We start from the raw sequence: 13073 nt of genomic DNA on the forward strand, positions 1-13073 counted from the left end.
TATATATCCAGAGCCGAGCAAGTATTACCTGCTGTTCTATAACATTACGTTCCTTTAACAAATTTTTTAATTGCTCTGTAGATTCTATACCGATAATAAATAATATAGGTGCATAGCCTGCTTTAAGCAAAGCAATACCGGTTTCAATTTTATGTCCTCCTCCTGCAAATACTATTATTGCATTAGTAGTATTACTATTGAGCTTATAAGAATTTATTAAATATAAATAATAACCAAGACCACCAACCCAAAGAGCAAAAATTGCTAAAATTGTGAGTAAAAATTTTCTGATCATTTAAATATTTTATTAAATTCAGTTTGAATAATTTTATCAAATTCAGACATTTCAATATGAATTCCTAACTGATTTAAAGATGTTACTAAAGAATTTTCAAGTCCACAAGGAATAATCCCACTAAACTTACTTAAATCTGTTGAAATATTTATAGCTACACCGTGATATGTAACCCATTTTCTTACTCTAACACCTATTGCAGCAATTTTAGCAAATTCATCTTTTCTTACTTTTACCCAAATTCCTACTTTATCTTTAATAATATATGCTTTAATTCCAAAATAATTTAAGCTATTTATAATCCATTCTTCAAGCATTTTTATATATAGCTTTAAATCTTTGTGTCGATTTGGTGAAGCTAAATTAAGAATTGGATAAATAACACGCTGACCCGGTCCATGAAAAGTAAATTTACCGCCACGTCCTGTGTAAATTACCGGAATATCACCGTAATTTAATAATTCTTCTTGTTTATAATTAGTACCGGCTGTATATACTTCCGAATGTTCAACTAAATAAACAATTTCCGGCTCATTATCACTAATTACTTTGTTAACGTAATCTTCCATTAATTTCAAAGTAACCCGATAATCCATAAGATTCGGTATAGTTATAAATTGTAGCATATTATAAATGTGTCATACCGCGAGCTTGTAGCGGTATCTATATATTAATTTTTTGTATACTGCTACAAGCTCGCAGTATGACATCAACTTTGTTGTATCATATTAATTACTTAACTCAGATTTATATTTCAATATTAATGCATCTAAAATTGCTATGGTTTCAGCATCCAAATCGCCAGAAAAATTACTAGGACGAAAATGTATTTGAAACGAAATTATAACATCTTTCATTTTAGAATCTAAAATTCCGGTAGCTTCGAGTTTATAACCGTATGTAATAAATTTTTGCTGAATTGCTGCAATATCGGTTATGTCGATTTGCGGCAATAGATCGTTAAACACTTGTTCATCATACCAAGCTCCAATATCGTTATCATATAATAGTTTCCAAGGAAATAGCGGACCAGGGTCCTGTTTTCTACCTGGAGCAATGTCAGAATGCCCAACCACTCTAGTAGGTTTAATATCATATCTAGCGATAATCTGTTTACACAAACTTATGACACTATTAATTTGTTGCTTTGAATAAGGCAGCCAGGTTATATTATTGTTTTTTGCATTTACTTCAAAAGCAGGATTTACGATTTCAATACCGATTGATGTATCATTAATACGCTCATGACCTTGCCAGTAACTTACTCCGGCATGCCATGCTCTATCATGCTCTTCTACTAATTGAAATATATGTTCAGGGTTTTCATTGTTTATTAAATAATGGCTACTTAACTTTTCACCGGTTAGAAAATCTAAAGACTGCTTAAAATCATACTGTGTATAATGTAGCACTAGGAATTTAATACGTTTATCAAACCCCACAGCTCTATAAGATGTTTTATCGATTACTATCATAGTTTAAAGGATGTTAATCTTAGTTAAAAACGGCTTTGTTCCTCGCAATGACAATTTGGTATCTATACAACAAGAATTGATAGCTCCAACAAGAAAAATTTTGATGGTGCCGGATATCGGATTTGAACTGATGACCTACCGCTTACAAGGCGGTTGCTCTACCACTGAGCTAATCCGGCATATTAATATGATTATAGAGAAAAGTATATAAAAAACGTTATCGTATGGATCTAAAAACGCACTCGGTGTCATACCGTGGCTTGACCACGGTATCTATTTAAAAATACTAAAATTATTAGTATTTTTTATTGTTTTTATGGACCCCGTGGTCAAGCAACTAGGTGACATACAGTGGGTTTTACCGGCATACGCAACAATGCCTGCTCACAATGACGAAAATACACTATAAATTAAGCTTCTTTAGCTTCCTTTTTACTTGGTCTAGCTTTGCGGTTTTTTGCTTTAACTTCCATTTCCTTTTTAACTTTCTCAGGAAGAGTAACACCTGCTTGCTCAATAAATTTTGCGACTCGCTCGGTTGGTTTAGCACCGGTGCCAAGCCAATATTCTATACGATCTTTTTTTAAAACCACACGCTCACTATTATCTGAAGCAAGCATTGGATTATAAGTTCCGACTTTTTCTAAAAAGTCACCGTCACGAGGTGCTGTTGCGTTAGCTACTAATACACGGTAAAAAGGACGCTTTTTAGCACCGCCTCTAGCTAAACGAATTTTTACTGCCATATATATATTACTTACAATTATTTTATTTTTTCTTCTTTAAAAAGAACATGTTTTCTAACTACTTTATCATACTTACGAAAAGAAAGCTTCTCGGTTTGGGTTTTCGGATTACGTTTTTTTACCCAAAAAACACCTGTGCCGGCAGTACTTACTAGCCTTACCAAAACATTTTTATTTTTCTTTGCCATTAGCTGACACCTTAAATCAAGATATTATTTTATTATTACTCAAGAAAAGCAGAATAAAACGAAATTGAAAAATAGTCAAGTAAAATACTTTACACAGAGAATAATATATACTCCAATAATAGTAACAAAGTTTTATTTGGAAAAGAGCAAGGCGTTTCATATTTTTTGACCGCAGCGTAGATAAACTACGTGAGGATCAAAAAATATGAAACAACGACGCCAATTTTTCAAATAAAACGAGTTACCGTCCAAATAAGCGTTCGATATCCTTAAGCTTCAACTCAATATAAGTAGGTCTGCCGTGATTACATTGACCTGAAAACGGCGTATTTTCCATTTGACGCAGTAAGGAATTCATTTCATCTGCCGATAATTTTCGTCCTGCTCTAATAGAGTAATGACAGGCATAAGTTTCCGTCACATGCTCTATTAACTCCGTCAAAGCTATATTCTCACCGAAATCCGATAAATGATCAGCGAGATCCTGAATTAACTTTTGTACGTTTACATCTCCAAGGATATTTGGAATTTCAGTCACTATAATAGATTTCTCACCGAATTTTTCTAGAGTTAAACCAAGTTTATATAGTTTTTCTCTATTTTCATATAAACAATCTGCTTTTCTTTCATTTGGCAGTTCTACTATCTCAGGAATAAGCAAACGCTGTTTTATTAACTCTTCCGTTTTAAGATAATCTTTTATTTTTTCATATCCTAAACGTTCATGTGCTGCATGCTGGTCGGTAATTACTATACTATCTTCGGTTTGTGAAATAATATAAGTAGTATGAAGTTGTGCTTTAGCTGCCCCAAGTTTATATTGTTTATGGGCTTGCTGCTCATGTTCTATACGTCTTTCTACTTCTTGTTCTATTTTAGCGTGCGGTAATGTATCGATTAGTTTTTGACAAGCAGTATTTGGCGTAGGTTTAAAACTAGGCGGCATAGCAGGTTTATAATCTGCCGGTTTACTATTCACGCTTACAGCTTTACTTACTGACGGTTGTTTGTTAACTAAAGGATTTTTAAATAACTGAAGAGCATCAGAGGCGATAGTAGTAGAAGTAACATGGCTTTTATTTGTTAAAGCATTTTTAATTGCTTCTATTAATAAGTTTCGTACATAATTCGGGTCATGAAACCTAACCTCTGCTTTTGCTGGATGTACGTTAACGTCAACAAGTTGCGGATCAATTTGTAAGAATATAGCACATAACGGATAACGATCACGAGCTAAATAATCCTGATATGCTACCCTTAAAGCTACTTGTAGCAACTTATCTTTTACCGGTCTATTATTGATAAATAAAAACTGATCTTCACTTGAAGCTCTATTATATGTCGGGATACTAGTATAGCCGCAAATAGAGAAATCAGGAGTTTTGAAATCTATATAAGCGGCATTTTTTATAAAATCATCACCTATTACATCAATTATACGCTGTTTTAGGTTAGTTTCTGTATCTTTATTTTGTCCTTTAAACTTTAGCAGATTTCTGTCATCATGCGTTAAGCTAAAAGAAATTTCAGGATGTGCTAGAGCGATTTTCTTAACCACGTCTACGGTTGCTGCAAGTTCAGTCTTATCGGCTCTTAGAAATTTTAAGCGAGCAGGTGTTGCAAAAAATAAATCACGTATCTCTATTTTAGTACCTTCATTATGGACAGAAACAGTAACTTGTTTTTCATTTCCACCGATTAACTTAATCTGAAATGCTTTGTCAGCCCCTTGTTTCTTAGAAGTAATTAGCATTTTGCTAATGGCAGCAATAGACGGCAGTGCTTCACCTCTAAAACCGAAAGTATGAATATTTAGGAAATCGCTTTCATCAAGCTTAGAAGTTGTGTGACGTTCAACGGCAATTTCTAATTCCTTATCAGTCATACCGATACCGTCATCGGAAATAATGATTAGATTTTTACCGGCACGTTCTAAAATAATATCTATTTTGGTACTACCAGCATCAACAGCATTTTCAACTAATTCCTTTACTACCGATGCGGGTCTTTCTATAACCTCACCGGCAGCAATTCGGTTGATAGTACTTTCTGAAAGAAATTTGATAGTCATTTTGTTACTAATTTAAATTTCTTACTACAATATGGGCAGATAACTTCCTTTTTTTCTTTATCTATCTCTAAATAAACTTTTGGATGGTCATATGGAGGTTCTTTGCCCTGGCAAGATACAGATGCATCAACGCTATTAACAATTTCCATAGATTTATACATTATTTCTTTAAGTGAAATCTAATATAAGTTACTTTTAAATAAAAGACAAATAATACTTGATTAACTATGTCATGCCGTGGCTTGTACCGGCTAAATCGTCATTGCGAGCAGCCGTAGGCTGCGTGGCAATCTCATGAAATAATAACAAAACTCCTGAGATTGCGGACGTACAATTGCTACGCAATTTCCTCGCAATGACGGTTTAGCTTACAAGTCGCAGAATGACACACGACAGGAGGTGAAAATGAAAGACAAAGTAGCAGTTATTACCGGTTCTACTAGCGGTATCGGGCTTGAGATAGCAAAACATTTTGCAAAACTTGAGTCTAAAATAGTTATTAACGGTTTTGCAAAAGAAGATGAAGTAGCCAAAATTTTAGCAGAATTGAAAGAGCTTGGTGCAAGTAGCGTATTTTATCAAGGAATAAATTTGGCAGAACCTGAAGAAATACGTTCTATGTTTGAGAGAATAATAAAAGAATTCGGTAAAATAGATATATTAGTAAATAATGCCGGTATTCAGCATGTTGCTCCTATCGATGAATTTCCTGAAGATAAATGGGAACAAATTTTGCGTATAGATTTAATAGCCTCTTTCTATACTACGAAATATGCAATACCGATTATGAAAAAAAACGGTTTCGGGCGAATTGTTAACATCGCTTCCGCTCACGCATATGTTGCATCACCTTTTAAGTCGGCATATGTAGCAGCAAAGCATGGTATCCTTGGGCTTACCAAAACCGTTGCTTTAGAAGTGGCTGAGAATAATATTACAGTTAATGCTATCTGTCCCGGTTACGTCAACACACCGCTCGTGCAGAATCAAATAGCAGATACTGCTAAAGCTAGACATATCAGTGAAGAATCGGCACTCCGGGATGTAATCCTTAAATCTCAAGCTACGAAAAAATTTGTAGAAGCTGATGAAATAGCAAACTTAGTAATATTCTTATGTGATGAAAAAGCATCATCAATAACAGGTAGTGGACTCTTGATAGACGGCGGCTGGACGGCACAGTAGTTTTTAATTCTTAATATTTGTTAGTTATTGAGAAATAACTAACAATAAAAACTTCTTGCAAAAATTTAATTTACTCCTTTACACTTGAAATAAATCAAAATTTATTCAAGGAGGAATTTATGCCAGAAAAAAAACATCTACATTTTCAAACTGAAGAAATTGAATTAAATAGAGTAAAAAATGCCAAATTAATTCATTTTAAAGATGAACTGGGTAGACCCATAGATGGGCAGTTAGTTATAGGAGAAGTTGAAGAAGTAAAAGAAAAAGAATTTTCTAGACCCGTAGAAGTTGAGGTAAAGCGTAATTTGGGTAAGTTTAAAAAAGCTCTAGCCTATCTTGGAATTATTAAAAATACTAAAAAAGTTATTAAAGAAGAAAAATATACGGAAAAAGTAGTAAGCAAAGAAGAGAAAATTATAGGTACTTATGAATTAGGCAATTTTACTAATGATAAGAATTCCATAGAGAATTTTTTAAACAACTTAGATTTCCATGAAGAAAAACTTTACGCATATGATCTTAGCGGTAAAAAAATTGGAGAGGTAGGTGATTTTGGAAAAGTAGTATTAGATGAGAATATTAAGCTTGATGAAACTATTCTTCAAAAAAATGGAAAAGTATTTGCTATTGAAAAAAATGGTAAATTCTTAGATTTAGAAGGCAAAGCTTTACAAAATCAAAATCAGTTTATACAAAAAAGTAGTGGAGTTTATCATTTAAGCACTTCTACAGACATAAAATATTTTGACAAAGATGAAGATATTAAGACTTCAAGAGGTGTTACGAATCTTAACACAAAGCCTGTAAAAAGTGCTCTTAAAGGTAGCAGAGAAGCTACAAAAATAGGAGAAAAGCTACGAAAACAACAAGAGGAACAGAAATTTGCAGGAATTAAAAAGCCAAAAGGAGCTAAACTTACAAAAGTAGGAATTCCGGTAGTTCCCACTAGAGGATAACTAAGTTATAAGTGCTTGACCATTATAACGTGTATATTATAATAGTTATGACCAAATTAATATGCACGTTATAATAGTCATAATAAATATATGAAAAGGATTTATGAAGTAGTAATAAAAAATCACCTGTACGAAAACAAGCAAATGATTTTTATAGAAGGAGCCCGTCAAGTCGGTAAAACTACTTTAGCTAAAAAAGTAATAGATAAAAATTACTACTTAAATTGGGATGAAGAAAAGGCTCGTTTGCTAATTCTAAAAGGAACAACAGCAATAGCAGATTTTATAAATCTACATATTCCGGATCAAAATAACCCTATCGTGATTTTTGATGAGCTACATAAATTCTCAAACTGGCAAACTTTTTTAAAAGGATTTTATGATGTTTATGGAGAACAAGCTCACATTATAGTTACCGGCAGCTCAAAGCTTGGAGTATATAAAAAAGGCGGTGATAGTATGATGGGGAGATATTTTCCATATCGTATGCACCCTTTGACACTAGCTGAAGTAATAGAAAATTTTAGTAGTCTAACCAAAGAAATAAATCTACCAAAAAAAATATCTGAAGAACAATTTGAATCCTTATTTAAATTTGGTGGTTTTCCTGATCCTTATCTTAAGAATTCTTCCACATTTTGGCATAGATGGAAGAAAACTAAAAATACTCAGCTTTTTAAAGAAGATATTAGAGAGTTAACACAAATCCAAGAGTTATCTCAAATGGAAGTCTTAGGAAACTTTTTGACTTCCTCTATAGGAGGACACGCATCTTATAGCTCTCTTGCAAATAAAATTAAAGTATCAATTCCAACCATTACAAGATGGCTTGAATCATTTGAGTCATTTTTTTATAGTTATCGTATTTATCCATGGTCCAATAATATTCCTAGAAGTTTAATAAAAGAGCCGAAAATATATCTATGGGACTGGTCGCTTATAGAAGATATGGGAGCAAAATATGAAAATTTTATTGCAAATCATTTATTAAAATTCTGTCATTTTTGGAGTGATTTAGGATTTGGTGAATATGAATTATATTTTATTAGAGATAAACAAAAGAAAGGAGTAGATTTTTTAGTAACAAAAAATAACAAACCATGGATGTTAGTTGAAGCTAAAACTTCTTCAAATCAAGAATTAAACTCAAATTTAAAATATTTTCAAGAACTTTTAAATTGCCCTTTTGCCTTTCAAGTAGTATTTAATATGGAATATAAGGAAATTGATTGCTTCAATTATAATCATCCTGTAATTGTGCCGGCAAAAACTTTCTTATCTCAATTAGTTTAAATAAATCATATTTAACACTTTACACTTTATAAATGATGGAATTCGTCTATAATAACTAATTAGTAATTAAGTTATTTAAAGCCCGATGAATAGGTCTAAGTTCATTTTTTTATCTGCTATTTCAGGTAATGTACTCGAATATTATGATTTTACGGTATATTCAGTTTTTTCGTTGATTATTGGACAAGTTTTTTTTCCAGGTGAATCAGAATTCATTAAAACTCTTCTAAGCCTTGGAGTATTTGCGGTCGGCTTTCTGACAAGACCGATAGGAGGTATATTATTCGGTTATATCGGTGATAGATACGGTAGACGTATCGCTTTAATAATCTCGATGCTAGGTATGACTATTCCGACCTTTATTATGGGTCTCATACCCTCATATGCAAGTATTGGGATTTATGCCCCTATAACTTTAGTTATAATGCGGCTTATTCAAGGTTTATGTATTAGCGGTGAAGGAACGGGAGCGGCTATTTTTATCCTTGAACATCGTCAAAACTTAAGAGCCGGTTTTACGGCAGGGTTAGTACATGGTTCAAATATTGCCGGTACGTTAATTGCAACATTTATCGGTATTATAATTGAACATTATTTTTCTCATATAGATTTTGCTTGGCGTTTTGCTTTTCTGCTTGGTGGATTTATGGGTCTTGCCGGATTTTACTTGCGATTACGTGTATCGGAAACACCGATTTTTAAAATGCTTGAGAAAAAGAAACAAGTTCTTAAAGCACCTTTTTCCAATGTAATTAGAACTGCTTGGAGATCGATGTTTTTAACTATGTGTATAGGTGCTATTGCTAGCAGTGTTATGTATTTAGTAAAAACTTATATAAATGTTTTCTATTATAATGTAATGCACCTTAGTAGTACTATTGCTTTATCATATTTAGCGTATAGTTCATTTATTGCAATGATAGCGATGCCGCTTGCCGGCGGTACTGCCGATATTATCGGAAAATTTAAAATGGCAATGCTTGTTGGTACTGCTATTTTGATATTGATTTTACCGACCATGTTACTTATGTCAGCAGAAGAGATGTGGCAACAAATTATAGCTCTTACAATGCTTGGTATGCTCGCAGGAAGTATAGCAGGTACGGCTTATATATTCGTTATATCCTTGTTTACGGCAGAACAAAGATTTACCGGTGTTGCTTTCAGCTACAATTTTGCGATAGCGATATTCGGCGGAACTTCACCTATTATTTCTCGTTGGCTTGTAGAGCATACAGGCTTATTTTATGCTCCGGCTTTTTATATCATGATCATTGCTGCTGTATTTTTAGTGATTATGTATATGATGAGGAAAGTAATTAAATCGTTGCTTAATAATTATGAAAATAGAAAATAAAGAAATAACAAGTAATTGGTTTACTAATTTACGTGATTTATTGTGCAAAGAATTTGAAAAAATCGAAGAAGAATATGCACAGACAAAAGGTTTAAAACCGGCTAAGTTTGTACGTACAAGCTGGCAACGTAATGACGGTGGTGGTGGTATTATGTCTCTCATGAAAGGAGAAGTATTTGAAAAAGTCGGGGTTAATATATCTACCGTATTCGGTGAATTTTCTCCCGAATTTCGTAGTGAAATTCCAGGAGCAGAGCTAGACGGGAAATTCTTTGCAACAGGCATTTCATTAGTCGCACATCTTAAATCTCCACTAATTCCCGCTATGCATTTTAATACTCGTTATATAGAAACTTCTAAAAGTTGGTTTGGCGGCGGTGGCGATTTAACACCTTTTTATCCGGAAGAAAACGAAACTGCAAAGTTTCATGTAGCTTTTAAAGAAGCGTGCGATAAGTATGATTCTAGCTATTATCCTAAATTTAAAAAGCAATGTGACGAATATTTTTATCTAAAGCATCGAAAAGAGCCGAGAGGAGTAGGCGGAATATTCTATGATTACTTAAATAGCGGTAATTTTGAACAGGATTTTGCCTTCACGCAGGATGTAGGTAGGGCTTTATTGTCGGTATATCCTGAAATCGTTAGAAGTAAGTTATTTTTACCTTGGACAACTGAGCAGAAAGAATACCAACTTATAAGGCGGGGTAGATATGTAGAATTTAATTTGCTATATGACCGCGGTACTAAATTCGGCTTAATGACCGATGGAAATGTTGAAGCAATATTAATGTCGCTACCACCTGAAGTAAAGTTTAATTGACTTTTTGGAAGTTATATATAGAACCATAACCCAAGTACAAAGTCTTAAATACAGAGTCGTCGTTAGGAAAACCCCTTTTGTTATTAGTAACCTTGCGTAATTGACTATTGACTATTTAAACCTTCGATTGCATTGGTTGTATAAATGATACGCCTAATCACTTCTGGGTATTGTAAAAAAATTATCAAATTCTGCCAATTATTTTGCCATGATTTTGCAATATGTGGGTACTGTTTGCCCCATTTCATATCAAAATCAGATAAGGCAGTAAGTGCTTCATCCTCAGTGATAGAGCTGTATACTAGCTTCAAATCTGCTGCAAGTTCTTTACGATCTTTATAGCTTACATATGACAAACTATTTCTGATTTGATGTACAATGCACAGCTGATGCTCAGTTTGTGGATATACTGCAGATATCGCCTCACTCATGCCCGTTAGATTATCGCTACAAGCAATTAAGATATCTTTTAATCCCCTGTCTTTCATTTCAGTAAAATTATTTAACCAAAATTTAGCTCCCTCATTCTCGCTAATACACAAGCCTAAAATATCTTTCCTTCCGGTTAAATCTACACCTAAAGCTACATATACTGCCTTATTGATAATTCTCTTATCTTGACGTACTTTAACTATAAGTGCATCAAAATATACTATAGCATATATGGCTTCCAGAGGCCTATTCTGCCAACTCCTGACCTCATCCATAACATTATCGGTAACCCGACTAATAAGGCTTTCACTGTTCTCTGCACCATATAGCTTATGAATCTGAATCTTAATGTCAGAGAGGCTCATCCCTTTAGCATATAAGGATAATATCTTCTGATCTAATCCATCAATCCTAGTCTGACGCTTTGGCACTAGTACAGGAGAAAATTCAGCATTTCTATCACGTGGTACTTCAAGTTCCAATACTCCACCTTCAGTAATTAGGCTTTTTTTGCATACACCATTTCTACTATTGTCAGTCTCTATCCTGCCATATTTGTTATAGACAAGATGCTCATCCATCTCAGCTTTTAAGGCTCTTTCAAATATATTTTTAGTTAACTGCTTTAATATCCCGTCTTTGGCAAAAAAACTCGTTAAATCAGTATCTTTATCTATTAGCAAATCTACTGCTTGTTTTATCTTCTCTTGGTTACTGTTACTCATGTTATTCCTGATAAATTATATTATTGTTAATATAACCTATCCTAGAAATTTACACACTTAGTGAGACAGCACCTTCCCGCGTGGCATTGTTGCGTGGAACGATTCTGTCGCCCCTCTCTCTGTCATCCTGTAAGCTTGTAGCGGGATCCAGTAAAAAATACTAACCATATATAGCTTCTACATGATATGCATGGTCAGCGTGCCCTATTTCCACTACTCCTCCATTTTCACAAATTTTTTGAGTTAAATGATTATAATGTCCGCTGTTCACTGGTAAAGTATATAATTTACCATGATAAATAGTGCAAGCCGGATATAATGGTTTGCTAGAAAGAACTGGAGGATTTGGTAAAGATAGCTTAATTATTCTTCCATCATCAGTATAATCAAGTACTAATGCAGCACGTGGGTCATCTACTTTTGAGCCGTCTAATCTGTAGAAAACAAATTCTAGATGAAGCTCTATAATGTCTTTTACAGTATCAGGAATAGTAATTGCTCTATATTCTTTAATTTCCATTATATCTTTCTTATTTAATTTCAATTTTAAAGAAGTTTTTATTGTTTCTTCTTGCAATTTCACTACAATGCCATGTATTGGATCTTTAAGTTCAATAGTTTTGCTCGTAATATGTGAAGTGGAAGTAGTATTTATGGTAGTAGTTGATGTAGTAGTGGTAGAATTATTATTTGAAGTAGCAATATTAGGTTCAGAATTTTTGATTACTACTTGAGTTTTACCATTTGCATCAGTATTAACTATTTCAGTACTACCGGTAGAAATTTTGTATGCATTTACTAAAGTGGTGGCTGTAGTTTTTCCTACTTCTATTGCTCCCTTAGCCAGTTTAGTAGTAGCAGTAACCATAGAATTACTATTTGAATCAATAGTATTATTAGATTCAGAGTTTTCTATTGTCTCTTGAGCTTTACTATCTGTGTCGGTATTAACCACTTCAATACTACCGTTAGTTATTTTATATGCATTTATCAAAGTATTACCTGTAGTTTTTCCTACCTCTATGGCTCCCTTGCCTAAATTATATATCCCTTTACCTACCCATGTTATACCTTTGTCAATAGGATTATTTTCAGGTACATAATTTAGACGGTCTAGTCGCTTTTGTTCTGCTTTCCTTTGTTCTTTTTGTTTGTCTTGTTCAGCTTTTAGTTTATGATAGTCTCTATCATTATAATATGCTTTCTTCAACAGTTCTCTATCCTTATACATATCAAAACTCTTTAAATTTTATTGTTAACAAAAGAAGTACGGTATATTAATAAGATAAGATTAACATATTTCGTAGCCTTCTTTTTCTTGAAGTTGCCTATGTTTTTCTCTTTCTGTTACTATTTGTTCAGGAGATTTATCGTATTTTTTTCTTCTTTCTCTTGCCTCGATCTCATTTGTTGCCTGTTTATTTGCAATTTGACGTGTAGTTTCTGGATCTTGTTTAAACATAATACCTCCTGTATGATTGAATAGGTTCATTTAACCATGTTACAATCAAAAGTCAAATATTA

13 protein-coding genes, 1 tRNA gene and 2 pseudogenes are annotated in these 13073 nt (G+C 33.3%); 5 read left to right on the forward strand and 11 right to left on the reverse strand.

Going from position 1 to position 13073, the window contains the following annotated elements; all coding sequences use genetic code 11:
- Positions 1-16: 16 nt before the first annotated feature.
- The 8 genes and pseudogenes from AC5587_RS01540 to AC5587_RS01575 form a co-directional block, all read right to left on the reverse strand.
- Positions 17-295 (reverse strand): annotated as a pseudogene (locus AC5587_RS01540) (YdcF family protein); the annotation flags it as partial.
- The gene (gene lipB, locus AC5587_RS01545; protein WP_041078448.1) at positions 292-921 is read right to left on the reverse strand and encodes a lipoyl(octanoyl) transferase LipB; all 630 of its coding nucleotides are present in this window, start codon (positions 919-921) and stop codon (positions 292-294) included. The gene lipB and the pseudogene AC5587_RS01540, both read right to left, overlap by 4 nt.
- 102 nt (positions 922-1023) lie before the next feature.
- Positions 1024-1770: an N-acetylmuramoyl-L-alanine amidase gene (locus tag AC5587_RS01550; protein ID WP_499162632.1), complete on the reverse strand. Its 747-nt coding sequence runs from the start codon at positions 1768-1770 to the stop codon at positions 1024-1026.
- Positions 1771-1874: 104 nt separating this feature from the next.
- Positions 1875-1949: transfer RNA gene (locus AC5587_RS01555), tRNA-Thr, on the reverse strand.
- 231 nt (positions 1950-2180) lie between these two features.
- Positions 2181-2516 (reverse strand): 30S ribosomal protein S16, encoded by a 336-nt coding sequence (gene rpsP, locus AC5587_RS01560; protein ID WP_499162633.1) that lies wholly within the window; start codon positions 2514-2516, stop codon positions 2181-2183.
- Positions 2517-2533: 17 nt separating this feature from the next.
- Entirely contained in the window at positions 2534-2704 is a 171-nt protein-coding gene (gene rpmG, locus AC5587_RS01565; protein WP_004997072.1) for a 50S ribosomal protein L33, read from the reverse strand.
- A gap of 241 nt (positions 2705-2945) precedes the next feature.
- Positions 2946-4775, reverse strand: coding sequence for a DNA mismatch repair endonuclease MutL (mutL, locus tag AC5587_RS01570; RefSeq protein WP_499162634.1), 1830 nt, complete (start codon positions 4773-4775; stop codon positions 2946-2948).
- Positions 4772-4936, reverse strand: coding sequence for a zinc-finger domain-containing protein (locus AC5587_RS01575; protein ID WP_008579257.1), 165 nt, complete (start codon positions 4934-4936; stop codon positions 4772-4774). Before AC5587_RS01575 ends, mutL begins: the two co-directional genes overlap by 4 nt.
- A 244-nt stretch (positions 4937-5180) precedes the next feature.
- Here AC5587_RS01575 and AC5587_RS01580 point away from each other — a divergent pair, with 244 nt between their 5' ends.
- From AC5587_RS01580 to hemF, 5 genes are all read left to right on the forward strand, one after another.
- The gene (locus AC5587_RS01580) at positions 5181-5960 is read left to right on the forward strand and encodes a 3-hydroxybutyrate dehydrogenase (RefSeq protein ID WP_040256663.1); all 780 of its coding nucleotides are present in this window, start codon (positions 5181-5183) and stop codon (positions 5958-5960) included.
- Between the two features lie 119 nt (positions 5961-6079).
- On the forward strand, positions 6080-6919 hold the full coding sequence (locus AC5587_RS01585; protein WP_499162635.1) for a hypothetical protein: 840 nt from the start codon (positions 6080-6082) through the stop codon (positions 6917-6919).
- A 144-nt stretch (positions 6920-7063) separates the two neighbouring features.
- Positions 7064-8212: an ATP-binding protein gene (locus AC5587_RS01590; RefSeq protein ID WP_499162636.1), complete on the forward strand. Its 1149-nt coding sequence runs from the start codon at positions 7064-7066 to the stop codon at positions 8210-8212.
- 85 nt (positions 8213-8297) lie between these two features.
- The gene (locus tag AC5587_RS01595) at positions 8298-9569 is read left to right on the forward strand and encodes an MFS transporter (RefSeq protein WP_499162637.1); all 1272 of its coding nucleotides are present in this window, start codon (positions 8298-8300) and stop codon (positions 9567-9569) included.
- Positions 9553-10392: an oxygen-dependent coproporphyrinogen oxidase gene (gene hemF / locus AC5587_RS01600; protein WP_499162638.1), complete on the forward strand. Its 840-nt coding sequence runs from the start codon at positions 9553-9555 to the stop codon at positions 10390-10392. The genes AC5587_RS01595 and hemF overlap by 17 nt, the downstream gene beginning before the upstream one ends.
- 31 nt (positions 10393-10423) lie before the next feature.
- On the opposite strand, the pseudogene AC5587_RS01605 reads toward hemF, so the two are convergent.
- The 3 genes and pseudogenes from AC5587_RS01605 to AC5587_RS01615 all read right to left on the reverse strand — a co-directional run.
- Positions 10424-11549, reverse strand: a pseudogene (locus tag AC5587_RS01605) (IS256 family transposase); the annotation flags it as partial.
- 160 nt (positions 11550-11709) lie between these two features.
- Positions 11710-12780: a hypothetical protein gene (locus tag AC5587_RS01610; protein WP_499162639.1), complete on the reverse strand. Its 1071-nt coding sequence runs from the start codon at positions 12778-12780 to the stop codon at positions 11710-11712.
- Between the two features lie 60 nt (positions 12781-12840).
- Entirely contained in the window at positions 12841-13041 is a 201-nt protein-coding gene (locus AC5587_RS01615; RefSeq protein WP_499162640.1) for a hypothetical protein, read from the reverse strand.
- Positions 13042-13073: the final 32 nt, after the last annotated feature.

Source organism: Rickettsia endosymbiont of Hedychridium roseum, assembly GCF_964028255.1.
Taxonomy (GTDB): Bacteria; Pseudomonadota; Alphaproteobacteria; order Rickettsiales; family Rickettsiaceae; genus Rickettsia; species Rickettsia asembonensis.

Bases quoted from the DNA above. Each gene is read 5' to 3' on its own strand.
- lipB (WP_041078448.1), bottom strand. From the start codon at position 921: ATGCTACAATTTATAACTATACCGAATCTTATGGATTATCGGGTTACT.
- AC5587_RS01550 (WP_499162632.1), bottom strand. From the start codon at position 1,770: ATGATAGTAATCGATAAAACATCTTATAGAGCTGTGGGGTTTGATAAA.
- rpsP (WP_499162633.1), bottom strand. From the start codon at position 2,516: ATGGCAGTAAAAATTCGTTTAGCTAGAGGCGGTGCTAAAAAGCGTCCT.
- rpmG (WP_004997072.1), bottom strand. From the start codon at position 2,704: ATGGCAAAGAAAAATAAAAATGTTTTGGTAAGGCTAGTAAGTACTGCC.
- mutL (WP_499162634.1), bottom strand. From the start codon at position 4,775: ATGACTATCAAATTTCTTTCAGAAAGTACTATCAACCGAATTGCTGCC.
- AC5587_RS01575 (WP_008579257.1), bottom strand. From the start codon at position 4,936: ATGTATAAATCTATGGAAATTGTTAATAGCGTTGATGCATCTGTATCT.
- AC5587_RS01580 (WP_040256663.1), top strand. From the start codon at position 5,181: ATGAAAGACAAAGTAGCAGTTATTACCGGTTCTACTAGCGGTATCGGG.
- AC5587_RS01585 (WP_499162635.1), top strand. From the start codon at position 6,080: ATGCCAGAAAAAAAACATCTACATTTTCAAACTGAAGAAATTGAATTA.
- AC5587_RS01590 (WP_499162636.1), top strand. From the start codon at position 7,064: ATGATTTTTATAGAAGGAGCCCGTCAAGTCGGTAAAACTACTTTAGCT.
- AC5587_RS01595 (WP_499162637.1), top strand. From the start codon at position 8,298: ATGAATAGGTCTAAGTTCATTTTTTTATCTGCTATTTCAGGTAATGTA.
- hemF (WP_499162638.1), top strand. From the start codon at position 9,553: ATGAAAATAGAAAATAAAGAAATAACAAGTAATTGGTTTACTAATTTA.
- AC5587_RS01610 (WP_499162639.1), bottom strand. From the start codon at position 12,780: ATGTATAAGGATAGAGAACTGTTGAAGAAAGCATATTATAATGATAGA.
- AC5587_RS01615 (WP_499162640.1), bottom strand. From the start codon at position 13,041: ATGAACCTATTCAATCATACAGGAGGTATTATGTTTAAACAAGATCCA.